Source organism: Blastomonas ursincola (assembly GCF_013607875.1).
GTDB lineage: Bacteria > Pseudomonadota > Alphaproteobacteria > Sphingomonadales > Sphingomonadaceae > Blastomonas > Blastomonas ursincola.
This window is the reverse complement of the sequence record NZ_VDES01000003.1, coordinates 253,924-277,852: the sequence shown is the minus strand read 5'-3', so window position 1 is coordinate 277,852 and position 23,929 is coordinate 253,924. Positions and strand designations below refer to the sequence as shown.

The following is a 23,929-nucleotide window of genomic DNA, read 5'->3' as shown; positions in this document are numbered from 1 at the left end:
CCGCGTCATTGTGATGGGCCGTAGCGCAGATTGGGGGTGGTGCAAAACGGGCTGTGGAGAAAATCCGCATTCGGGAAATCCTCCCCCAGCTCGCTGGGGGAGGGGGACCGCCCGCGCAGCGGGTGGTGGAGGGGCAGCGGAGTGCGCGTTTCGGACCACCCATCGTGTGATCCCGCTTCCCCTCCACCACCGACCCCTGGTCGGTGGTCCCCCTCCCCGAGACAAGCCCGGGGAGGAATTTATATGTTCACTTCTCCCAATACCATTTGCGCAGCTTTGCCGTGCCGGTCAGCGTCTCGTTCATCGTCGGCACTTCATACAGCCGCCCGTTGAGCATCACGTGCGTGATCCGGTCGGACTGGCGGATATCCGACACCGGATCGCCATCGATCAGCACCATGTCCGCCAACTTGCCCGGCTCGATCGAGCCGATATCCTTATCGAAGCCCAGCGAGCGTGCGCCGCTGATGGTCGCGGTGCGCAGCGCCTCGATCGGCGTCATGCCGCCCTTGACGAAGCTCCACAGCTCCCAGTGCGAGGCGAGCCCCTCTTCCTGGCCATGCGCGCCGATGCCCACCGGAACGCCGCGCCGGGCCAGCTCAGCGGCTTCGCGCGCCGAGGCCGTGTCGGCATAATCCTCTTCCGGCCCGATCTCGCGGCGCACGCTGGATGCTTCGAGCTTGCGGCGTGGGACGTGCTTGCTGAGGATCGGGTGCTGCCAGATATCGGTGTGCGAACGCCAATAAGGGTCCGCCCCCATGCCGCCGAAGGTTACCACCAGCGTCGGCGTGTAGCCGACCTTGCTCTGCGCGAAGAAGCTGCGCACGTCCTCGTACAATCGCTCCTGCGGAATATTGTGCTCGAGCGTGGTGTTGCCATCGGCGATGATCGTGATGTCCTGGCTGAACAGCGATCCCCCCTCGGCGACGCTCGCCAGCCCATCGGCCTGCGCAGCGGCGACCACCTGCTGGCGCTGTTCGCGGCGCGGCTGGTTGTAGTTCTTGACGCTTTGCGCGCCCTGCAGCTTCAGCCGCGTGGTGTGCGCGCGGGCATCGGCCAGGCTGTCGATCTCGGCGAAGATTCCTGCCGCCTTGGCGCCATAGACGACTTCGCCGGTCGAGAAGATGCGCGGCGCGAGATACTTGCCGACGCGCTGATAGCTTGCCGCCGGGAATATCTCCGCCGCCGAATTGCTGGGATCGTGGATCGTCGTCACCCCCATCGCGAGATGCGCTACCGCGCTCCAGTTCTGCTGCGGCACCAGATCGTCCGACCCTTGAGGGCCATGCGCATGCGCATCGACCAGTCCGGGGATGATCGTCTTGCCCGCGACATCAACCGTCTGCGCGCCCGCCGGCACCGCGACATTCGCGCCGACCGCGACGATGCGATTGTCGCGCACCACCACCGTGCCGCGCTCGATAATGCCGCCCTTGTCATCCGCCATCGTGACGATGCGCGCATTGGTGAAGGCGACCGTTCCGCTGGGCTTGTCCGCAGGTGCGCTGACATTGATCGCCACGCCGGTTTTCGGCGGCGCGAACCTGGCGTCGGTCTTGCTGACTGGCCCGCTGGCGATCGCCCGACTCGCATCGGCGGAATAGACTTCCGGCCCCAGCGACCAGTTGAGCTGGCGACCGCCATGCGACCATTGCAGGAAGGTCGCCCCGCCCTCGCTTACCTGCACCGCAGGTAGCGCGCCGCCGCCCTTGCCCGCGCCCAGATCGACCGCGCCCGCCATGAACGGCATGACGAACGCAGCGTAGTTCTGGCGGAAGGCCAGCATCTTGCCGTCGGGCGCAACGGCATAGCCGCTGACCAGCTCGCCGCTGGCATGGGTGCGCTCGGCCTCTCCGCTGAGGTCGGTGCTGACCAGCGCCAGCTTGTTGCCGGCATATTTGCTGAAATAGACCCGGTCGCCGGTCGCACCGAAATGCGGCTCGCTGCCTTCATCGGTGATCCGCCGGGTCTGGCCGCTGGCGATGTCGAGCAGATAGATGCCCGGCTGAACGCCCCAGGCGTCGGAGGTCAGCCCGCCGCCGCTGCCGGCTTCGTAGACCACGAACCGGCCATCGGGCGAGAATTGCGGGCGTCGATAATGGCCGGGCGTCCTGCTGATCGTGCGCGCCTCGCCGCCGCCTGCGCCGACCACGCGCAGTTCGCCGAGCCGCGCATCATCCCAGCTGACATAGACGATCTGGCTGCCATCGCGCGAAAAGGCCGGGAAGAGCTCGAAATCGCCGCCGCCATTGGTGACCAGAGCCTGCGCAGTGCCGCCGGATGCCGGCTGCTGGTGCAGCTTGCCCAAAGCCTCAAACACCATGCGGCTGCCATCGGGCGAGACGCTGGCAAAGCGTGGCATGCTGACCGTCACCAGATCGGGCGCGACCGGTTTTTGCGGGCGGATCGGGTCGACGATCGTGCGCGTATCGTTGACGCTGAACGGGATCACGCTCGCCTGGCCGCTGGCAACATCGATCGAGCGAATCTTGCCGCCCGCCCAGAACACCAGCCGCTTGCTGTCGGGCATCCAGCCCATGTTCGGATACACGCCGTGCACCGCCCAGGTTTCCTGCACGTCGCGGTCCATATCGTCATAGATCTTGCGCTCTTCGCCGCTTTGCATGTCGCGGACATAGAGCTTGGTCTTGGCCCGTTCGCGGCGGACAAAGGCGAGATAGCGACCATTGGGCGAAGGCTGGGGCCGCGCCGCGCCGCCGGGGCCTCCTGTGACGCGCTCGATCTTGCCGCTCGCCATGTCATAGCGGTCGATCACGAAGACCTGCGCGTTGCTGTTCTGCGCATATTCGAAGATCGGGCCGGGGGTCGCGTCCTTGCTGTAATAGATGCCCGCCCCATCATGCGCGAAGACCGGTTCGCCCAGCTCCTTCTGGTGCGCCTCGCTGGGGCGCTTGACGAGCGGCACGCCGTTGCCTCCGCTGACATGATAGAGCCACAGCTCGCCGGTGCCGAGCGATCGCCCGGTGGTGAAATGCTTGCGCGCGACGATATACTGGCCATCGGGGCTCCAGCTCGGGTTGTTGAGCAGGCGGAAGCTTTCCTTGGTCAACTGGCGCTTGTCCGATCCGTTGGCGTTCATGATCCAGATATTGTCCCCTCCGCCGCGATCCGAGGTGAAGGCGATGCGGCTGCCATCGGGCGAGAAGCGCGGATGCTGTTCATAGGCCAGCCCCTCGGCGATCCGGGTCGCCGCGCCGCCGCTGATCGGCATGGTGTAGATGTCGCCGAGCAGGTCGAAGACGATGCGGCTGCCATCCGGGCTGACATCCAGGTTCATCCAGGTGCCCTCGTCGACCTTGATCGGGATGGCGCGGGTCTTCATCGGCGGCGCGTTGACATCCCAGGCGGCGGGCTTGTCCGACGGGGCCTTTTGCGCCAGCGCAGGCATGGCGATGGCGAGCGCCGCAAGTGCGACGGAAAAACGCAGTGCTTTCATGATGATGTTCCCCGGAATCTTATTCGTATACGGGGAGGCTAGCCGCGCTGTCGCCAAGCGCAACCGGAAAACGACAAGCGGCGGCGGACGGGTTCAAGTCCCGTCCGCCGATCCGCAATTACCGCGTCAGCCCTCTGCCTTGGCGGGCTTCTTCGCGGCTGGCTTTTTCGCTGCGGCCTTCTTCGCGGGCGCCTTCTTGGCGGCAGGCTTCTTGTCCTTCTCCGCCGCCTTTTTCGGCGCCGCCTTCTTGGCCGGAGCCTTCTTGCCCTTCTTGGCCGGGGCCTTGGCGGCGCGCTCGGCGATCAGCAGCAGCGCCTCGTCGAGCGTCAGCTCGTCCTTGTTCTTGTCCTTGGGGATGGTCGCGTTGACGCTGCCGTCGGTGACATAGGCCCCATAGCGCCCGTCCATGATCTTGACATCGGTATCGGTCGCGGGGTTCTTGCCCAGAACCTTGAGCGGCTCGGGCGTGCCGCGCCGCGCGCGACCGCCCCCGGCGGCGGCTTCGGCGAGCTTGACCACCGCCGCGTTCATGCCGGTCTCGAACACCTCCATCGTGCCCGAAAGCCGCGCATATTTGCCGTCATGCGCCAGATACGGCCCATAGCGGCCGATACTCGCGGTGATCGGCTTGCCCGTTTCGGGATGCTCGCCGATCTCGCGCGGCAGCGACAGCAGCTTGAGCGCCCATTCGAGCCCGAAATCCTCGCCCGGCACGTCCTTGGGGATCGAGGCGCGCTTGGCGTCCTTGCCGTCGCCCAGCTGGACATAGGGCCCGAAGCGACCCGACCGCTTGGTCACCGCCTCGCCGGTCACCGGATCGGTACCGAGCTCCTCGGGGCCGCTATCGCCCTGATCGGCCTCGCCGCCGCCCTGCGCAAAGCGCCGAGTGTACTTGCACTCGGGATAGTTCGAGCACGCGACGAACGCGCCAAAGCGGCCGCCACGCAGCGCAAGCCGCCCCTCGCCGCATTTCGGGCACAGCCGCGGATCGCCGCCATCGGCCTTTTTCGGGAACAGATAAGGTTCAAGGAACTTGTCGAGCTCGGCGGTGATTTCCGACGGCTTCTGTTCCATCACCTCGGCGGTCTTGGGCTTGAAATCGCGCCAGAAAGCCTCGAGCACCGCGCGCCATTCCGCACGTCCGCCCGACACGTCGTCCAGTTCTTCCTCAAGCCCGGCGGTGAAGTCATAAGCCACATAGCGCTCAAAGAAGCGTTCGAGAAAGCCTGTCAGCAACCGACCCGATTCCTCTGCGAAGAAACGGTTCTTCTCGACGCGCACATAAGCGCGGTCCTTGAGCACCTGGATGATCGAGGCATAGGTCGAGGGCCGCCCGATGCCGAGTTCCTCGAGCCGCTTGACCAGCGACGCTTCGGAAAAGCGCGGCGGCGGCTGGGTGAAATGCTGCACCGCATCGACCGATTTCTTGGCCGGGCTATCTCCCTTGGCCATGACCGGCAACAGGCCGCCATCCTCGCTATCGGGATCGTCGAGCCCTTCCTCGTACAGCGCCAGAAAGCCCGGGAATTTCACCACCTGGCCGTTGGCGCGCAGCGCGGTGCGGCCCGTGCCATCAACCAGTTCGACCACCGTGCGCTCGAGCAGGGCGGTTGCCATCTGGCTGGCGAGCGCGCGCTTGAAGATCAGGTCATAGAGCCGCGCATGGTCGCCCGACCCGGCACGGTCGCGGCTGAAATCGGTGGGGCGGATCGCCTCGTGCGCCTCCTGCGCATTCTTGGCCTTGGTCTGGTACTGGCGCGGAGTTTCGGGCAGATAATGGCCCGAATACCGCTCCGAAATCGCCTTGCGCGCCTCCATGATCGCGCCGCCGTCCATCTGCACGCCATCGGTACGCATATAAGTGATCGCGCCGTCCTCGTAGAGCGACTGGGCGATCCGCATCGTATGGCTGGCAGAGAAACCCAGCTTGCGCGCGGCTTCCTGCTGCAGCGTCGAGGTGGTGAAGGGCGGCGGCGGATTGCGCTTCACGGGCCGCGTCTCGACCGTCTCGACGGTGAAATGCCCGGCCTCGACCTTGGCCTTGGCGGCTTCGGCAGCACCGGCATTGCCGAGCGACAGCTTGTCGAGCTTCTCGCCTTCCAGACGTACCAGCCGCGCGGTGAACGCCTGGCCGTCCTGCTCCATCTGCGCGCTGACCGACCAGTATTCCTGCGCCGTGAACGCCTCGATCTCGCGCTCGCGCTCGACGATCAGGCGCAGCGCGACCGACTGCACGCGACCCGCCGATTTGGCGCCGGGCAGCTTGCGCCACAGCACCGGCGAAAGCGTGAACCCCACCAGATAATCGAGAGCGCGGCGGGCGCGATAGGCGTCGATCAGATCGCTGTCGAGTTCGCGCGGTGCAGCCATCGCCTCGGTCACCGCTTTCTTGGTGATCGCGTTGAACGTCACCCGCTCGACCGCCTTGGGCAGCGCCTTGCGCTTGCCCAGCACCTCGAGCACATGCCAGCTGATCGCCTCGCCCTCGCGATCAGGGTCGGTCGCCAAGATCAGCCGGTCGGCCTTCTTCGCCTCGTCGGTGATGGCCTTGAGCTGACGCGTCTTGTCGCCATAGGCCTCCCAGACCATGTCGAAATCATTGTCGGGGTCGACCGAGCCATCCTTGGGGGCGAGATCGCGGATATGGCCATAGCTGGCCAGCACCCGGTAATCGGACCCGAGATATTTTTCGATGGTCTTTGCCTTGGCGGGCGATTCGACGATAACCAGTTGCATGTAATGAATTTCCCGGTAGCTCTCACGTGTACGCGTAAGCTGGGCGGCGTTATCGGCATTCGTCAAGACCGTCCAGTGCGGGCGTGAAACCGATCACACCAGCGACACGCGCCCCGCCGCATGCCGTTCGATCAACCCGCCGAGTTCGAGGTCGAGCAGGATCATCTGGACCGCGCCGCTGTCCAGCCCCGACTGGCGCACGAGTTCATCGATGCCGATGGGCGAGCGTCCGAGCAGATCGACCAGCGTTCGGCGCGCAGCATCATCGGGCTCGGGCTGCGGTTGCGCGGCATAGTTTTGGATGGGCGTTGCGACATGCCGCGGCCTGGCACCGGTCATCGGCGAAACCAGCTCCATTATGTCATCGGCACCCTGGACCAGGGTCGCCCCGCCCCGGATCAGCTCGTTGCAGCCGCGCGAGCGCGAATCGAGTGGCGATCCGGGAATGGCCATCACGTCGCGCCCGGCCTCGGCCGCGAGCCGGGCGGTGATCAACGACCCCGATTTGGGCGCGGCCTCGACGACCAGCGTCCCCGTCGCCATTCCGGCAATGATGCGGTTGCGATAGGGGAAATGCCGCGCCAGCGGCTCGGTGCCGGGCGGCTGTTCGGCGATCACCAGCGCCCGCTCGCCCATTTCGGCCTGCAGGTTGCGATTCTCAGGCGGGTAGCTGATGTCGATGCCCGATGCGATCACCCCGGCGGTGCTGGCGGCGCCTGTGCCCGCGATCCGCAAGGCGCCCTCATGCGCGCTCGTGTCGATGCCGCGCGCCAGCCCCGAAACCACGAGGAACCCGGCCTCTGCCAATTCGCCCGCAATCTGCCGGGCAAATCGGCATGCCGATGCCGAGGCATTGCGCGCGCCGACCGTCGCGATGCTCGGTCGCTGCATCAGCCGGGTATCGCCACGAACGGTGAGGATCGGCGGAGCATTGTCGATATGCGCCAGCAACTCGGGATAATCGGCATCGTCAGCAAAGAGATAACGCGCGCCTGCAGCCTCGACCCGGCGCGCTTCCTGCTCCGCCTGCGCCAATGTCGCGATCCGCAGTGCACGCCCGCCAGTGCGCTGGACCAGATCCGGCAGCGCCTCGATGGCGGCGAGCGCAGAGCCGAAGCGGCGCATCAGCTGCGCAAAGCTGATCGGCCCGATGCGTTCGCTGCGCAGCAGACGGATGCGCGCCAGATGCTCGGCGCTCAGCATGTGATGGGCCTCAGGCGGCGGAAGATTTGCCGATCTTCGGCTCGGTGCCCGCCATCAGCCGCTCGATATTGCCGCGATGCTTCCACAGCACGAACACCAAGGTGACGACAAATACCCACAGAGCCTGCTCCATGCCAAACCACCAGGCCGCCACCGGCATCGCCGCCGCCGCGAGCATCCCGCCCAGCGACGAATAGCGAAAGGCGAAGGCGGTGCTCAGCCACACAGCCGCGAAGACGACGCCCAGCGGCCAGTAAAGCGCTATCGCGATGCCAAGCAAGGTCGCAACGCCCTTGCCACCGGCAAACTTGAGCCAGATCGGATATAAATGGCCGAGGAAAGCGCCAAGCCCGGCGATAGGCCCGCTGCCCGGAGCGACCGCCTCGGCAATCGCGATGGCGAGCGCGCCCTTGCCCAGATCGAACAACAGGGTTGCAGCGGCCAGCCCCTTGCGCCCGGTGCGCAGCACGTTGGTCGCGCCGATATTGCCCGATCCGATGCTGCGCAAATCGCCTGCGCCGGCCAGCCTTGTCAGGATGATGCCGAACGGGATCGAGCCCAGCAGATAACCCATCAGGAACAGGGCGCCCAGGGTCGCCACGGCCATGCCCGCCAGATCGCTCATCACATTCCCGTTCCCATTTCCGCGCGGCTCATCCGCGTGCCATGCGTGATAGGCTGGCGCACGTTTTTGGCAAGCATGGTTGATCGTAAGCCCGGCAATGCTAAGCGTGCGGCATGACGCAGAGCCCATCGCCCGCGAGCGAGACCGATCCCAAAGCCCCCTTGCTGTTCTTCGATTCCGGCGTCGGCGGGCTGACCGTGCTCGATGCGGCGCGCAAGCTGCTGCCCGATGCGCCGATCGTTTATGCCGCCGATTTTGCAGGATTGCCTTATGGCGAGAAGACCGAGGCTGAAATCGGCGCGCGCGTGCCCGCGCTGCTCGGGCGGCTGGTCGAACGCTATCGCCCGCGGCTGATCACCATCGCCTGCAACACCGCATCGACCATTGCGCTGCCCCAGGTGCGCGCCGCGCTCGACCTGCCCGTGGTGGGGACGGTGCCCGCGATCAAGCCTGCGTCCGAGATCTCGGCAAGCCGGGTGATCGGCGTGCTCGGCACCGAGGCGACAGTGCGACAACCCTATGTCACCAATCTGGCGCGCGAATTTGCCAGCGACGCCACGATCCTGCGCTATGGCGCGCCCGAACTGGTGCGTGCGGCGGAGATGAAGCTGCGCGGCGAAAAGCCTGATGCTGCGATATTTGATCGCGCGGTGGCGGGCCTCACCTCGCAGGAGCGCGCGGTGCCGATCGATACCGTGGTGCTCGCCTGCACCCATTTCCCGCTGGTACAGGATGAACTCGCCCGCGCCTTTGCGCGCCCCATGCAGTTCGTGCACGGCGCGGACGGGATCGCGCGGCGCATCGCCTGGCTGACGCGCGAGCAGCGGTTCGAGGGCAATGGCCTGCGCTTCGTCGCGACCGGGCCCGCCGCTGCCATCATCGCTTACGAACCCGCGCTCAGGGCGCGCGGTTTTGCCTCGTTCGAAAGCCTCTGATCGACCCGCACGATCAAGCTGACGCCGATTTTCCATTGGCGGGAGGCGCACGCGAATGCTTAACCGACGCACGCTATAGGACGTTTTGTCCCATCAGTTGCGAGCCATTATCGCTGGAATTGCGGGATTTAGTTGCTATGAAGACGGCAGCAGATGCGCACGCAGATGGTCGCGAAATGGGTGAGGCGCAACTAGCTGCAACATCATATGTCAGGACCAGGGTGGCTGCGTGAACTACGACCAGATTTTCGAAGCGGCGATTGACCGGCTGCACGCCGAGGGTCGCTACCGGGTCTTTATCGACATCCTGCGCAACAAAGGGGCGTATCCCAACGCGCGGTGCTTCCATGGTCACAATGGCCCGAAGCCGATCACCGTCTGGTGCTCGAACGATTATCTCGCCATGGGCCAGCATCCCAAGGTGATCTCCGCGATGGAAGAGGCGCTGCACAATGTCGGCGCAGGCTCGGGCGGCACACGCAATATCGGCGGCAACACGCATTATCATATCGAGCTCGAGCAGGAGCTGGCCAGCCTGCACGGCAAGGACAGCGCACTGCTGTTCACCTCGGGCTATGTCTCGAACGACGCGACGCTCTCGACGCTGGCGCGCATCCTGCCGGGCTGCATCATCTTTTCGGACGAGCTCAACCACGCCTCGATGATCGCTGGCATCCGCAATTCGGGCTGCGAGAAGCGCGTCTTCCGCCACAATGATGTCGAGCATCTCGAAGAGCTGCTCGCCGCCGAAGACCCGAACGTGCCCAAGCTGATCGCGTTCGAGAGCGTCTATTCGATGGATGGTGATGTCGCGCCGATCCATGCGATCTGCGACCTGGCCGACAAGTACAATGCGCTGACCTATCTCGACGAGGTGCATGCGGTCGGCATGTACGGCGCGCATGGCGGCGGCATTTCGGAGCGTGACGAGGCGGCCGCACGGCTGACGATCATCGAGGGCACGCTGGGCAAGGCCTTCGGCGTGATGGGCGGCTATATCGCGGCCGACCAGAAGATCATCGACGTGATCCGCAGCTATGCGCCCGGCTTCATCTTCACCACCTCGCTGTCGCCCGTACTCGTGGCCGGTGCGCTGGCAAGCGTCCGGCACCTCAAGCAGTCGAGCGAGGAGCGCGAGGGCCAGCAGGCCGCCGCCGCGACGCTCAAGCAGCTGTTCCGCGATGCCGGGCTGCCGGTGATGGACACCACCACGCATATCGTCCCGCTGATGGTGGGCGATCCGGTCAAGGCCAAGCGGATCAGCGATATGCTGCTCGCCGAATATGGCGTGTACGTGCAGCCGATCAATTTCCCGACCGTGCCGCGCGGCACCGAGCGACTGCGCTTCACACCCGGGCCCAGCCATGACGAGGCGATGATGCGCGACCTTACCACCGCGCTGGTCGAGATCTGGGACCGGCTGGAACTGCGCAAGGCTGCCTGACCGGATGCTGCCGCAACGCTACAGCCTTGGGGCCATCGTTCTCCACTGGCTGATCGCGGCGGCGCTCGTTTTCCAAATCGTCTTTGCCGAATCGCTCGAAGGGCCGCGCGGACCGGACCTGTTCGCGCGTTATCAACTGCACAAGTCGGTCGGCATCACGATCCTGCTGCTCAGCGTGCTGCGCCTAGGCTGGCGCTTCGTCGCGCCGCGCCCTGCCCCGGTGCCCGGCCCGAAATGGGCGATGACGCTGTCGGGATTGGTCCATTTCGGATTTTATTTCTTCATGATCGCCGCGCCCGTGACCGGCTGGATCATCGTATCTACCTCGAAGATCAAGGTCGATACGCTGCTGTTCGGCACCATCCCCTGGCCGCATCTGCCGGTGCCTGCGAGCTGGGGCGAACCGGCGGAATTCCTCCATCATTTCATGCCCAATATCGCGATCGCGCTGCTGGTGCTGCATGTCGCAGGGGCGCTGAGGCACCAGTATCTGCTCGGCACGCCGATCCTCGCGCGGATGCTGCCCGGGGGACAGGGCAAAGCGATCGGTGCGCTGGTGACAGCCGCAGCGATCATGCTGGGCGCGGTGGTGCTGGGCAATGTCATTGATCCCAGGGGTGCTGCACAAGCCGCCAAGCCCGCTGCCGTCGCGACCACGCCGGTCGCGGAACCGGCGCTGGACGCGACACCTGCCGCCGCACCTGAAGGCCAAGAGGCAGAAGCCGAAGACGTGGCAACCGATGACGAAGCGAATGCCGAGCCGCGCAACTGGGTCGTGGCCAAGGGCGGCACGCTCGGTTTTTCCGCGCGCTGGAATGGCGAGCCGGTCGATGGCCGCTTCGCGCGTTGGACAGCGAACATCCTGTTCTCGCCCGAGGCGCTCGACGCCTCGAAGATCGATGTCAGCATTGACCTCGGCTCGGTCGATACCGGCGATGGCCAGCGCGACGGTACGCTCACCGGCAGCGATTTCTTCGATACCGGCAAGTTCGCCAAGGCGACGTACCGGGCCAGCAAGTTCAAGGCGCTTGGCGGCAGCCGGTATCGCGCCGATGGCACGCTGACGCTGCGCGGCGTGAGCAAGTCGGTGCCGCTGAATTTCACGCTCGATATCACCGGCGATAAGGCGCGCGCGAAGGGCACCGCGACGATCGACCGCACCAGCTTCGGGGTCGGCCAAGGCGATTATGCCAGCACCGCCGAAATCGCAGGGCCGGTTGCGGTGAGTTTCGACCTCCAGGCGACGGCGCGCGATTGAACCGGCGCATGGGCGACTCCATATCGCCCGAATGACCGCTTCCCCGCACTGGATCGAACCCTTTCCCCATGGCATCTATGTGCGGCCCGCCGATGCGTGGATCGATCCCTCTCGACCCGTCCCGCGCGCGCTGATCACACACGGCCATGCCGACCATGCGCGCGGCGGGCATGACTCGGTCTGGGCGACGCCCGAAACGCTCGACATCATCAACCTGCGCTATGGCCGCTACACAGGCGAGAATGCGGTCGGCTATGGCGATGCGGTGGACCTGAACGGTGTCAGCGTGTCCTTCCATCCGGCGGGCCATGTGCTGGGATCGGCGCAGATCCGCCTCGAATATCAGGGCGAGACCGTGGTCGTCACCGGCGATTTCAAGCGGCGGCCCGACCCCAGCTGCGCGCCGTTCGAACTTGTCCCCTGCGACATCTTCATCACCGAGGCGACATTCGGCCTGCCCGTCTTCCGCCATCCGCCCACGCCCGACGAGATCGCCAAGCTGCTCGCCATGCTCGAGGCGCATCCGCAGGGCTGCGTGCTGGTGGGGGCCTATGCGCTGGGCAAGGCGCAGCGTGTCATCGCCGAACTGCGTGACGCCGGTTTTCATGACCCCATCTATCTGCATGGCGCGCTGGAAAAGATGTGCGCGCTCTATGGCGAGCATGGCGTCAATCTGGGCGAGTTGCGGCCCGTGGCGGGAACCGACAAGAGCGAGCTGATGGGCCGGGTCATCCTCGCCCCGCCCTCAGCACTGGCCGACAGGTGGAGCCGCCGGCTGCCCGATCCGGTCACCGCCATGGCCTCGGGCTGGATGCGGGTGCGTGCAAGGGCGCGTCAGCGCGGGGTAGAGCTGCCGCTGATCATCTCCGACCATGCCGACTGGGACGAGCTCACCCAAACCATCCGCGATGTCGCCCCGCGCGAGGTCTGGGTCACGCATGGCCGCGAGGAGGCGCTGCTGCGCTGGTGCCAGCTGCACCAGATTCGCGCGCGCGCGCTCGCTTTGGTTGGGCGCGAAGACGAGGACGACGCCTGATGCGCGCCTTTGCCGCGCTCGTCACGCAGCTGGGCTATACCCGCTCGCGCAATGCCAAGGTGGCGCTGATCGCCGACTATCTGCGGGCCACGCCCGATCCCGATCGCGGCTGGGCACTTGCGGCGCTGACCGGCGAGGCGGACTTCTCCGCGGTCAAGGCCTCGGCGGTGCGCGCGATGGCGATGGAGCGGGTCGATCCCGAGCTGTTCCGCCTGAGCCGCGATTTCGTCGGCGATACGGCCGAGACCGTCGCGCTGATCTGGCCCGAGACCGGCACGCCGAGCAACGACCTGCGCCTCGCCGATGCGGTCGACAGCTTTGCGAACGTCAGCCGCGCCCGCGCCCCTGCCCTGCTCGCGGAATATATGGACCGGCTCGACAGCGATGGCCGTTATGCGCTGATCAAGCTCGCCACCGGCGCGATGCGCGTCGGCATCTCGGCGCGGCTCGCCAAGACCGCGTTCGCTCAAGGTTTCGGGCTCGAAGTCGATGCGGTCGAGGAAGTGTGGCATGCGCTCGCCCCGCCTTATGCCAGCCTGTTCGCTTGGGGCGAAGGCGGGCCGCGCCCCGATCCCGAGGGCACGCCCTATTTCCGCCCGTTCATGCTCGCGCATCCGCTCGAGGACGGCACAGTCGATCTCGCCGATTATGCTGCCGAATGGAAATGGGACGGCATCCGCATCCAGATCGTGCGGATCGGCGAGCAGGTGAAACTGTTCAGCCGCGGCGGCGACGACATCACCCTCGCCTTTCCGGATATCGCGCAGCACATGCCGGTCGAAGGCGTGTTCGATGGCGAGCTGCTGGTGCGCGGCGAAGCGCAGATGGGCGAGGCGGCGAGCTTCAACGCCCTGCAGCAGCGGCTGGGTCGCAAGACGGTGTCGGCCAAGATGCTGGCAGAGGCTCCGGCGTTCGTGCGGCTCTACGACCTGCTGATCGACGGCCGCGAGGACCTGCGCACCCAGCCCTGGCATGTCCGCCGGGCGCGGCTCGAGGCGAAGCTGCCTGCCCTTCCCGCCGATCGGTTCGACCTGTCGCAGATCATCGAGGCGGCCGATTTCGCAGAGCTCGGCCGAATCCGCGACGGCGCGCGCGATGCCGCGATCGAGGGCGTGATGCTCAAGCGCCGCGACAGCCTCTATGTCCCCGGTCGCCGCGTTGGGCTATGGTACAAGTGGAAGCGCGATCCGCTGACCGCCGATTGCGTGATGATGTATGCCCAGCGCGGCAGCGGCAAGCGGTCGAGCTTTTACAGCGACTACACCTTCGGCTGCTGGAACGACGAGGGCGAGCTGGTGCCGGTCGGCAAGGCCTATTCCGGCTTTTCGGACAGTGAATTGAAGTGGCTCGACAAGTTCGTCCGGCAGAACACGGTCAACCGCTTCGGCCCGGTGCGCGAGGTCGAAAAGTCGCTGGTGCTCGAAGTGGCATTCGATTCGATCCATGAATCGAAGCGGCACAAGTCGGGCATCGCGATGCGCTTCCCCCGCATCGCGCGGCTGCGGCGCGACAAGCCGGCGGCAGAAGCGGATACGGTGTCGGCCCTGCGGGCGTTCATCACTTAAGCCATCCTTGCCCGTCACCCCCGCGAAAGCGGGGGTCCCGCTTTTTCGGCGATCGAGAGCAGAAGCGGGATTCCCGCGTTCGCGGGAATGACGGGAAATTAGCCGCCGATCACCGCATATTGCGCATAGCCGCGATAGAGCGGGCGGTGGTCGATCGCCAACCCAGCGTCCTCGGCAATGCTGCGGGCGATCGGCCCGAGATCGCGCCTGGGCGTCACATGAAAGCGCGCCAGCCACGCATGCAGCCCTGCGGCGAACCAGCGCGGCAACTCGTCCTGCGTGCCGAAATCGACAATGTGCATCCGACCACCCGGAGCGAGCGATCCCGCTGCGGCAGCAATGGCCCTCTCCCAGCCCGGGATCATCGACAGCGTGTACGAACAGAACACCCGGTCGAAGCCCTGCAGCCCAAACAGGTGCTGCGCGCTGAACGCGGTGGCGTCGCCGCGCGTCAGGAAAATCCGCCCTTCGAGCCCCGCCTTGCGCACCGACTCGCGCGCGGCCTCGAGCATCGCTTCGGAAATGTCGAAGCCGAAGAAACGTGCATTGGGATAACGCCTAGCCGCGAGGATCAGGTTGCGCGCGGTACCGCAGCCGAGTTCCAGCACCGTGCCGCCGCGCGGCGGCGCCAGATCGGCAATCAACCGGTCTCGCCCAAGCAGATAATATTTGCGCGTCAGATCGTAGATATGCCGCTGCGTCCGGTAGATCGCGTCCATCGCCTCGGCATGGCTGCGCGGCTGCACCGCCCCCTCATTTGAGGACATAGAGGTGCACCCCGCCATAGATCGACGACCGATCGCGCGCGGTGAAGCCGAGCGACTCGTCTGCGCGATAGTCCCAGCGCGCCAGCAGTTCATCGGGGATGCGACCCGGCAGCAGGCTCGGCTCGGCAGCGGTGCGGAACAGCACGCGCGCGCCAGGCCGGGCAGTGCGGGTAATCTCGGTCCACAGCGTGGTGAGCTGCTGGTCGCTCATCCAGTCCTGCGCATCGAGCAGGATGTAGCGATCGAGGCTCGCATCTGCGCTCGCCTGCAACCGCTCGACGAAATTGGCATGCTCGAAGCTGACCCGATCGACCCGGGCGTGCACGGCGGCGTAATGCTGCGCCTGCAGATAGGGCGGCAGCGGCTGGTCGGGCCCCTTGCCATAGCCGCGTCCGAACGCCTGCCAGGCGAAATAATTGTCACGGATCGCGAAATCGCAGGCGAGCTTCTCGAGCCGCTTGCGCAGCACATCGGCCATCTTTTCATCGCCTGCTAGCGCATCGAACTGCGCGGGCGGGATGCCTAGGCCGAATAATGCAGGCGGCTGATCGGTGAGCCAGCGGATGAACTTCTTGTCGAACACCGGCGCCAGATGCTGCTCGAAGATCGCGCGCTGCTCTTCGAGCGACTTCGCGCCGAGCATGCGCTTGAGGTCGATCTTGTACAGCCTGGCGAGCAGGTGCGCGGTGCCGATAAACCCGCCGAGCAAGCCGCGCTTGTACAACCCGCTGCCGAACCCGCCGATCCGCCTGCGCCCGGCAAGATCGCGGCCCTCCCAATAGCGGCGGCTTGTTTCGTCGAGATGCGGGCGGATGAAGTGATTGTAGACGCGGATATTCTGCTTGCTGTCGGCTTCGGCGAAGAAGCGGTGGAAATGCGCATGATCGGGCAGATGCTTCGCCGCCGCGATCTTGAGCTTGCCCAAGGCGACATGCGCGGTGTTCAGGTCCACCGCGATGATCTGGGCGGGATCGGCCACCAGATAAGACAGGACGTTGCAGCCGCCCGAGGCGATCGTGATGATGCGGCTGTCGGGCTGGATCTGCAGCGCCTCCATGTCGACCACCGGATCTTCCCAGATCTGCGCATAGACCAGGCCCTTGAAGGCGAAGGCAAAGGCACGGTCGAGAAACCCCTGCTTGGTCGTCGTTCCCGATTGCGTGACGGCTTCGACGATCTTGGTGTTGCGCACTGGTCCGGCCATGCTGCCCATCTCCCTCGCTGCATGTTGCGTGGAACGGTCGTTCCAATCGCGCCGCTAGGACGGTTGCGTGACCCGTGCATGACGGAACCGCGTCAGCCGCTGTCACATTTGCGCGGGCCCCCGAATCAAAAGGCCCGCTGGCCTGGGGGGACCAGCGGGCCTGTGATGTGCCAGGTAAATGGAGGGGATCAGCCCGGCATCACCACGGTGTCGATCACGTGCACCACACCGTTGCTCTGCATGACATCGGTCTGGGTCACGATCGACTTGCCGCCCTTGGCATCGGTCAGGACGACATTCTGACCCTGCAGCGAGGCTGTGAGGGTTCCACCCTGCACGGTCTTGATCTGCGCCTTGCCACCGCCCTTCTTGATGAGCGCGACGACATCGGCAGCGGTCACCTTGCCGGCAACGACATGATAGGTGAGGATGCTGGTCAGCGTGGCCTTGTTCTCGGGCTTTACCAGCGTTTCCACGGTGCCGGCGGGCAACTTGGCAAAGGCAGCGTCGGTCGGTGCGAAAACGGTGAACGGTCCGGGCGAGGCAAGCGTCTCGACCAAGCCGGCAGCCTTGACCGCAGCGACCAGCGTCTTGAGGTTCGGCGCAGCGCTGGCGTTCTCGACGATGTTCTTGGCGGGGTACATTGCGGCGCCACCAACCATCGAATGGCCTTCACCGCTCTTGTGGTGGTTGGCGATGGCAGGGCCGGCGAGCGCAAGCGTCGCAGCGGCGGTGGCAGCAAGAAGGCTGGGGGCAAGAGTCTTGAGCATCTGTTTCTCCGTCATTTTTCCGTATCCTCATGGGGAAGTCTGGATACGGGGGCAGCTACGGAGCGGGTTCAGGGCCGGATGCGGCGGAGATTAACAAAAGTGGAATCGGGGCTGATCACCTGCGGTCTTTTGCTCCGTCAGCCCGCGCAGGCGGGCGTCCCGCTTTTCCAACGACGGCAGCGCAAAGCGGGATTCCCGCGTTCGCGGGAATGACGAATGGAGATGACTATCGATGAGCGCGATCAAATCCGCTGCAGGCGGCCCTGCGCCACGGTCGGCGCGCTCGGCTTGTCGGGATCGGGCAGCACCTTGGGTTCCATCGTCAGGATGAGATTGCTCAGCGGGTCGATGAATTTGCGATGCCCTTCGGGAATCTCGATCCGCGTGACCCCGCCGCGCATCAGACGACCCAGACGGCGCGGCTGGCCGTCCTTGGGGACGATCCACAATTCGGGCTCAGTATCGGTGACCGGCATGCCCTCGACCCGGACCAGCATCTGCGAGGTGCGGCTGTCATAGCGCGCGGTGAGCAGCAGCCCCTCGATCGGGCCGGTGAGCTGCGCCACCGCCATATCGGGATTGGCAGGCGGCGTCTGCTTGACCGCAGGACCGGGCAACACCAGGGCCAGCGCCAGAACGGCTGCGACAGCGGAGGCGGCAAAGGTCGCGATCTTCCAGCCATTGCCGCCCGCCTTGGCCGACAGCGGAGCCACCACCGGCGCGGGCCGTTCCGCCGCCTGCTCGGCATCGATCAGGCTGTCGATCCGCTCTATCAGCCCGGCAGGCGCAGGCGTCTCGGCGAAACCGTCGTACAGGGGGGCGAGCCGTGCGCGCCAGGCCTCGACCTCGGCGGCGAAAGCGGGGTCGGCGAGCATCAGGCGCAGGGCTTCCGCCCGCTCGGCGCCTTCGAGCAGGCCCAGAGCGAGTTCGGCGGCCATGGCAGACCGGTCAGGCATGGCATCACTGCTCACGCGACAGGCACTCCTTCAACTGCATCAATCCCCGGCGAATCCAGCTCTTCACGGTCCCCACCGGCTTGTCCATTGCCTCGGCGATCTCGGGATAGCTGAGGCCCTGATAAAATCCCGCCTTGATCGCGCTGGCGCGCGCGGGTTCCAGCTCGTCGAGACAGCGGTAGATCTGTGCCCGCTCGCTGTCCTGCGACAGTGCTGCCGAGGGATCGGCATCGTCGTCGACCAGTGTTTCGGCCAGATCGGCAGGCAGCGGGTCCTCATAACGCTGGCTTCTACGCCAGTCGATCGCGGCGTTCCGTGCGATGGCGCACAGCCAGGCGATCGCGCTCGCCTTGGCCGGATCGAACGACCCGGCACGCTGCCACACCTTCAGATACACGTTCTGCAATACGTCCTCCGCCGCGCCCCTGTCGATGCAGATACGGAGGCAAACGCCGTGCAGTTTCGCCGACGTCATCGCATAGACCGTGCGAAGCGCATCGCGGTCCTGCTTGGCCACCCGCAGCAGCGCGGCCTGCAGATCGGCGCGGCGTTCGAGGCTGGCGGGGGTCAACGGGCGCTCACGAGGCCAGGGCCCGCGAAAAGAGCGCCGGATCGACATTGCCGCCCGACAGGATGATCAAGGTGCGGTCGTCGACCTCGACCTTGCCGGCGAGCACCGCCGCAAGCGCGACCGCGCCGCCGGGTTCGAGCACCAGACGCAGCCGCTCGTGCGCATGGCGCATCGCGCGGAACACCTCTTCGTCGGAGACGCTCACCGCATCGGCCTTGCGTTCCTTGAGGATTTCGAAGGTCAGCGGCGAGACCACCGGGGTCTGCAGCGCATCGCACACCGTGTTCGGGGCATCTGCGGGCACGGGGACGATCTTGCCCTTGCGCAGCGATTGCCCCATATCGTCCCAGCCTTCGGGCTCGACGATCGTCATCTTCGCGCCGGGCATGGCCAGTGCGATCCCGGCAGAAAGACCGCCGCCGCCGCAGCAAGAGACGACGCGGTGCGGATTGATCCCCGCCTGCGCGATGATCTGCACCAGCGCCTCCAGCCCGGTGCTGCCCTGCCCTTCAATAATCCACGGATCGTCGAAGCTCGGCACCACCACCGCGCCGGTTTCGCTGGCGATGCGATTGGCTATCTCGACGCGGTCCTCGGCGCGGCGGTCATAGGTGATGACCTCGGCACCATAGCCGCGGGTGGATTCGATTTTCCGCTTTGGCGCATCGGCGGGCATCACGATCGTCGCACGGATACCGAGGCGCTTGGCCGCCCAGGCGACGCCCTGCGCATGGTTGCCGCTCGAAAAGGCGACGACACCGCGTGCGCGCTCGTCTTCGGTGAGATCGGACAGACGGTGCCATGCCCCGCGAATCTTGAACGCGCCGATCGGCTGCAGGCACTCGGCCTTGCACCACAAGGTCATGCCCTCATGCTTCAGGGGCATCAGCGGCGTCGGCGGCAGGATCGCGGAGATCTTCTTCGCGGCGCGCTCGATGCCTTCGCGGCTGGGTTTGCGGTCCGGGGAAAGGGGATCACTTGGTTCTGTCATGCAGAGCCTCTATATGCACCCGCTGACAGCAATTCCAGCAATAAGGGAAAACGGACTTTGGGCAAGATTCTGGTGATCGGTGCGGGCGGCGTGGGTTCGGTCGCGGTGCACAAGATGGCGATGAACACCGGCATTTTCAGCGAGATCACGCTGGCGAGCCGCCGGATCGCCAAATGCGATGCCATCGCCGAATCGGTGCTGAAGCGCACCGGCGTGAAGATCGCGACGGCCGAGGTCGATGCCGACGATGTTGAGGCGACCGCCGCACTGATCGAAAAGGTGAAGCCCGATCTGGTCTGCAATCTCGCCCTGCCCTATCAGGACCTCAGCATCATGGATGCGTGCCTGAAGACCGGCGTGCATTATATGGACACCGCCAATTACGAACCGCGCGACGAGGCGAAGTTCGAATATGGCTGGCAATGGGCCTATCACGACCGCTTCAAGGACGCAGGCCTGATGGCGCTGCTCGGATCGGGCTTCGATCCCGGCGTCACCAGCGTGTTCGCGAGCTATATCAAGAAGCATCTGCTCGACCGGATCGACACGCTCGATATTCTCGACTGCAATGGCGGCGACCATGGCCAGCATTTCGCGACCAATTTCAATCCGGAGATCAACATCCGCGAAGTGACCGCGCCCTCGCGCCACTGGGCGGATGGGCAATGGGTCGAAGGCCCCGCGCTCAGCCACAAGCAGGTTTTCGATTTCGAGGGCGTCGGCGAGAAGAACATGTACCTCATGTACCATGAGGAGCTGGAATCGCTCGCCAAGCACTATCCCGAGATCAAGCGTATCCGCTTCTGGATGACCTTTGGAGATGCCTATCTCAAGCATCTGGAAGTACTGCAGAATGTCGGCATGACCCGGATCGATCCGGTGATGTACGAAGGCCGCGAGATCATTCCGCTGCAGTTCCTGAAAGCCGTGCTGCCCGAACCCGCCTCGCTGGGCGAGACGACCAAGGGCAAGACCAATATCGGCGACATCGCCACCGGCGTGAAGGACGGCCAGGAAAAGACGGTCTATGTCTACAATATCTGCGACCACGAGGATGCCTATGCCGAGACCGGTAACCAGGCGGTGAGCTACACCACCGGCGTCCCCGCGATGATCGGCGCAGCGATGATCCTCACCGGCGCGTGGAAGGGCGAAGGCGTGTTCAACATGGAACAGTTCGATCCCGATCCGTTCATGGACATGCTCAACCAGCACGGCCTGCCCTGGCAGGTCAAGGAGCTGGACGCGCCGCTGGCGTTCTGATGCAACATAAAGCCCTCTCTCTTTCAGGGGAGAGGGTTGGGAGAGGGGCTACGGCCTCTCGAACGTCTGACAACCTGGAGAGCGTGTTCCCCTCTCCCCGGCCCTCTCCCCTCAAGGGGAGAGGGGGAGGCATTCAATGGAAACCAAGGCCGGTGATCCCGGTGCCTTTCGGCATTTCGACCTGAACCGCGTACCCTCGCCCGCCTTTGTCGTGGACGAGGCGGCGGTGCGGCGCAATCTGGCGGTGCTCGCCGATGTGCGCGACCGGGCGGGCATCAAGATGCTCGCCGCGCTCAAGGCGTTCTCCTTCTGGCAACTGGGCGATGTGGTCAGCGACTATCTCGACGGCACCTGCTCGTCCGGCCTGTGGGAGGCGAAGCTCGCTTCGCACCATTATCATGGCGAGATCGCGACCTATTGCGCGGGCTACAAGGCCGAGGACCTGCGCGAGATCCTCAAGCTCTCCGACCATGTCATCTTCAACAGCCCCGGCCAGATCGCGCGATTCGCCCCGCTGATCGAAGAAGCGCGCATTGCGGGCCAGAGCTTCGATATCGGCCTGCGCATCAACCCCGCGCTGCCGCTGGGCGAGACCGAGAAATACGACCCCAGCCAGCCGCATAGCCGCCTCGGCCATCCTATCGACCAATTGCGCCCCGAGCATCTCGAAGGCGTGTCCGGCATCCATTTCCACTCGCTGTGCGAGCAGGACCTGGTCCCGTTGCAGCAGATCTGGGCCAAGCTGGAACCCTTGCTCGAACCCTATTTCAACCAGTTGAAATGGCTGAATTTTGGCGGCGGGCATCACATCACCCGCGCCGATTACCAGCGCGACGAGCTGGTCGAGTTCCTGATCGCGGTCAAGGCACGCACGGGCTGCGACATCTATCTCGAACCCGGCGAGGCGGTTGCGCTAGATGCCGGCATCCTGGTGGGCGAGCTGCTTGATGTCTTCGACAACGGAATGAAGGTGGGAATCACCGACATTTCGGCGACCTGTCATATGCCCGACGTGATCGAGGCACCCTATCGCCCGGCGATGCTGAACGAACGGTCCGACGCACAGCCGATACGGCTCGGCGGCCCCTCATGCCTCGCCGGGGACATTATCGGCGACTATGGCCTGCCCGTCCCGCTCGAGCCGGGCCAGCGCTTCGCGTTCCTCGACCAGGCGCATTATTCGATGGTGAAAACCAATACTTTCAACGGCGTACCGCTGCCTTCGATCTGGCTGTGGAACAGCGATGACGACAGCCTGCGCGAGATTGCCTCGTTCGGTTACGAGACGTTCCGCGACCGGCTGGGTTAGCAATTCGGTAGCAATTTTCCGCTTTACACCCGGGGCTGTGGACCCTATTTACGCGGTCCGCTGCCCCATGGGGACTTCCAATAACCGCAAGGCAGCCTTGTTGTTTGACTGTTTTTTGGGGGTCCCTTGAGTTGCACGAATATCTTGATGCGCTGGAGCTGATTCAGGCTCTGAACCCGGCACAGCCGGTTACGCTGAACCGTCCGCAAGCGGCCACCCGCGCGGCGCGTTTCTTTGTTGATCGCTTTCCTGGCAAGTCGCTCTACGCGGTCAAGGCGAATCCCTCGCCCGACCTGCTGCGCGTGCTGTGGAACGCGGGGATCACGCATTACGACGTCGCCTCGATCGCCGAAGTTCGGCTGGTCGCGGGGACGCTGCCGGATGCGACGCTGTGCTTCATGCACCCAGTCAAGACCCCCGAAGCGATCGCCGAAGCCTATCACATTCATGGCGTGCGCGTGTTCTCGCTCGACAGCCGTGAAGAGCTCGACAAGATCGTCGCCGCCACCGGCGCGCCCGACGATCTGACTTTGTGCGTGCGCCTGCGTGTATCGTCCGAGCATTCGGAACTGAGCCTCGCATCGAAGTTCGGCACCGAACTGATCGATGCGCGCGAACTGCTGATGGCGACCCGCCAGGCGGCGGACAGCCTGGGCATCTGCTTCCATGTCGGCAGCCAGGCGATGAGCCCGCATGCCTATGTGCAGGCGCTCGATCGCGTGCGCGCGGCGATCGTCGACGCATCGGTCACCGTGGACGTGATCGACGTCGGCGGCGGCTTTCCTTCCGCCTATCCGGGCATGCAGCCCCCGCCGCTGGAAGACTATTTCGCGATCATCGAGCGCACCTTCGAAAGCCTGCCGATCAGCTATTCGGCCGAACTGTGGTGCGAGCCGGGCCGCGCGCTCTGCGCCGAGTACAATTCGATCATCGTGCGCGTTGATCGTCGCCGCGGCGAGGAACTGTACATCAACGATGGCGCCTATGGCGCGCTGTTCGATGCCGCGCATATCGGCTGGCGCTTCCCGGTCCGCTATCTCGGCACCCAGCGCAGCAGCACGACCGAGGATTTCAGCTTTTTCGGCCCGACCTGCGACGATATCGATTACATGGCAGGTCCCTTCCCGCTGCCCGCGGACATCAAGGCCGGCGACTATATCGAGATCGGCATGATCGGCGCCTATGGTGCGGCGATGCGTACCGGCTTCAACGGCTTCGGCACGAGCGAGCATTATACCGTCGCCGACGAGCCGATGCAGTCCATGTACACCGGCGAGGCCCGCCCGCACTGGCGCGCCGACAATGTGGTCAGCATCAACCGCTGATCGCGCCGATCGGTTGCGATTGACAATCTAATAGCGCTGCCGCAGTTTCCTCCTCCGTAAAGCGGGGGAGGAACTGCTTCATGTCTGCCAATGTTCTGACGCCAGCCGCCGTGCTGGTGCTCTGGTCGCTCGTCATGCTCTTCTGGATGGCGGGCGCACGACTGCCCAATGCGAAGAAGCTGGGCGTCGATATTTCCAAGGCCGTCGGAGGGCGTGGCAGCGATCTCGATCCGATGCTCCCGCCGCAAGCCGCGTGGAAATCGCACAATTACGCGCATCTGATGGAGCAGCCGACCATCTTCTACGCCACCATCGCGATCGTGGCGATCGCCGGCGCAGGCACCGATGGCCTGAATGTCGCACTGGCCTGGGGCTATGTGCTGATCCGCATCGTGCATAGCATCTGGCAGGCCACCGTGAACAAGGTGCAAACGCGTTTCCTGCTGTTCCTAGCCTCCACCTTCTGCCTGATCGTGCTCGCGATCCGTGCACTGATCGCCACGCTTTGAGGGAG

The 23,929-nt window shown here is 65.1% G+C and carries 19 protein-coding genes; 9 read left to right on the top strand and 10 right to left on the bottom strand.

Annotation, left to right across the window (positions count from 1 at the left end):
- Positions 1-247 precede the first annotated feature (247 nt).
- From FG486_RS15155 to plsY, 4 genes are all read right to left on the bottom strand, one after another.
- A complete protein-coding gene (locus tag FG486_RS15155; RefSeq protein WP_241695841.1) occupies positions 248-3,457 on the bottom strand; it encodes an amidohydrolase family protein in 3,210 nt (1,069 codons plus the stop codon).
- Positions 3,458-3,583: 126 nt separating this feature from the next.
- A complete protein-coding gene (gene topA, locus FG486_RS15150; protein ID WP_181268162.1) occupies positions 3,584-6,193 on the bottom strand; it encodes a type I DNA topoisomerase in 2,610 nt (869 codons plus the stop codon).
- A gap of 93 nt (positions 6,194-6,286) precedes the next feature.
- Positions 6,287-7,396, bottom strand: coding sequence for a DNA-processing protein DprA (gene dprA, locus FG486_RS15145; RefSeq protein ID WP_181268161.1), 1,110 nt, complete (start codon positions 7,394-7,396; stop codon positions 6,287-6,289).
- A gap of 10 nt (positions 7,397-7,406) precedes the next feature.
- Positions 7,407-8,021 carry a glycerol-3-phosphate 1-O-acyltransferase PlsY gene (gene plsY / locus FG486_RS15140; protein ID WP_181268160.1) on the bottom strand — a complete coding sequence of 205 codons (615 nt, stop codon included), beginning with the start codon at positions 8,019-8,021 and terminating at the stop codon, positions 7,407-7,409.
- Between the two features lie 113 nt (positions 8,022-8,134).
- On the opposite strand from plsY, the gene murI reads away from it, so the two are divergent.
- The 5 genes from murI to FG486_RS15115 all read left to right on the top strand — a co-directional run bounded on the left by murI (position 8,135) and on the right by FG486_RS15115 (position 14,259).
- Positions 8,135-8,956: a glutamate racemase gene (murI, locus tag FG486_RS15135; RefSeq protein WP_181268159.1), complete on the top strand. Its 822-nt coding sequence runs from the start codon at positions 8,135-8,137 to the stop codon at positions 8,954-8,956.
- A gap of 229 nt (positions 8,957-9,185) precedes the next feature.
- Positions 9,186-10,400 carry a 5-aminolevulinate synthase gene (hemA, locus tag FG486_RS15130; RefSeq protein ID WP_181268158.1) on the top strand — a complete coding sequence of 405 codons (1,215 nt, stop codon included), beginning with the start codon at positions 9,186-9,188 and terminating at the stop codon, positions 10,398-10,400.
- A 4-nt stretch (positions 10,401-10,404) separates the two neighbouring features.
- The gene (locus tag FG486_RS15125) at positions 10,405-11,658 is read left to right on the top strand and encodes a YceI family protein (RefSeq protein ID WP_181268157.1); all 1,254 of its coding nucleotides are present in this window, start codon (positions 10,405-10,407) and stop codon (positions 11,656-11,658) included.
- A 31-nt stretch (positions 11,659-11,689) separates the two neighbouring features.
- Positions 11,690-12,694, top strand: a complete 1,005-nt coding sequence (locus FG486_RS15120; RefSeq protein ID WP_181268156.1) for a ligase-associated DNA damage response exonuclease — start codon at positions 11,690-11,692, stop codon at positions 12,692-12,694.
- Positions 12,694-14,259 (top strand): cisplatin damage response ATP-dependent DNA ligase, encoded by a 1,566-nt coding sequence (locus tag FG486_RS15115; protein ID WP_181268155.1) that lies wholly within the window; start codon positions 12,694-12,696, stop codon positions 14,257-14,259. The genes FG486_RS15120 and FG486_RS15115 overlap by 1 nt, the downstream gene beginning before the upstream one ends.
- A 98-nt stretch (positions 14,260-14,357) precedes the next feature.
- Here the strand turns inward: FG486_RS15115 and FG486_RS15110 are convergent, their stop codons facing one another.
- The 6 genes from FG486_RS15110 to FG486_RS15085 form a co-directional block, all read right to left on the bottom strand.
- Complete coding sequence (locus FG486_RS15110) at positions 14,358-15,026, bottom strand: class I SAM-dependent methyltransferase (RefSeq protein ID WP_181268154.1); 669 nt, start codon at positions 15,024-15,026, stop codon at positions 14,358-14,360.
- Positions 15,013-16,230 (bottom strand): BtaA family protein, encoded by a 1,218-nt coding sequence (locus tag FG486_RS15105; RefSeq protein ID WP_181268153.1) that lies wholly within the window; start codon positions 16,228-16,230, stop codon positions 15,013-15,015. The genes FG486_RS15110 and FG486_RS15105 overlap by 14 nt, the downstream gene beginning before the upstream one ends.
- Positions 16,231-16,418: 188 nt before the next feature.
- Positions 16,419-17,015: a fasciclin domain-containing protein gene (locus FG486_RS15100; protein ID WP_231750151.1), complete on the bottom strand. Its 597-nt coding sequence runs from the start codon at positions 17,013-17,015 to the stop codon at positions 16,419-16,421.
- 227 nt (positions 17,016-17,242) lie between these two features.
- A complete protein-coding gene (locus FG486_RS15095) occupies positions 17,243-17,956 on the bottom strand; it encodes an anti-sigma factor (RefSeq protein ID WP_181268152.1) in 714 nt (237 codons plus the stop codon).
- A gap of 4 nt (positions 17,957-17,960) precedes the next feature.
- Positions 17,961-18,527: a sigma-70 family RNA polymerase sigma factor gene (locus FG486_RS15090; RefSeq protein WP_066282430.1), complete on the bottom strand. Its 567-nt coding sequence runs from the start codon at positions 18,525-18,527 to the stop codon at positions 17,961-17,963.
- A gap of 7 nt (positions 18,528-18,534) precedes the next feature.
- A complete protein-coding gene (locus tag FG486_RS15085) occupies positions 18,535-19,518 on the bottom strand; it encodes a threonine ammonia-lyase (protein WP_181268151.1) in 984 nt (327 codons plus the stop codon).
- A gap of 57 nt (positions 19,519-19,575) precedes the next feature.
- On the opposite strand from FG486_RS15085, the gene FG486_RS15080 reads away from it, so the two are divergent.
- From FG486_RS15080 to FG486_RS15065, 4 genes are all read left to right on the top strand, one after another.
- Positions 19,576-20,781, top strand: a complete 1,206-nt coding sequence (locus FG486_RS15080; RefSeq protein WP_066282422.1) for a saccharopine dehydrogenase family protein — start codon at positions 19,576-19,578, stop codon at positions 20,779-20,781.
- A 136-nt stretch (positions 20,782-20,917) separates the two neighbouring features.
- The gene (locus FG486_RS15075; protein WP_181268150.1) at positions 20,918-22,090 is read left to right on the top strand and encodes a carboxynorspermidine decarboxylase; all 1,173 of its coding nucleotides are present in this window, start codon (positions 20,918-20,920) and stop codon (positions 22,088-22,090) included.
- Between the two features lie 131 nt (positions 22,091-22,221).
- A complete protein-coding gene (locus FG486_RS15070; protein ID WP_181268149.1) occupies positions 22,222-23,415 on the top strand; it encodes a type III PLP-dependent enzyme in 1,194 nt (397 codons plus the stop codon).
- 80 nt (positions 23,416-23,495) lie between these two features.
- Positions 23,496-23,924, top strand: coding sequence for an MAPEG family protein (locus FG486_RS15065; protein ID WP_066282921.1), 429 nt, complete (start codon positions 23,496-23,498; stop codon positions 23,922-23,924).
- Positions 23,925-23,929 lie beyond the last annotated feature (5 nt).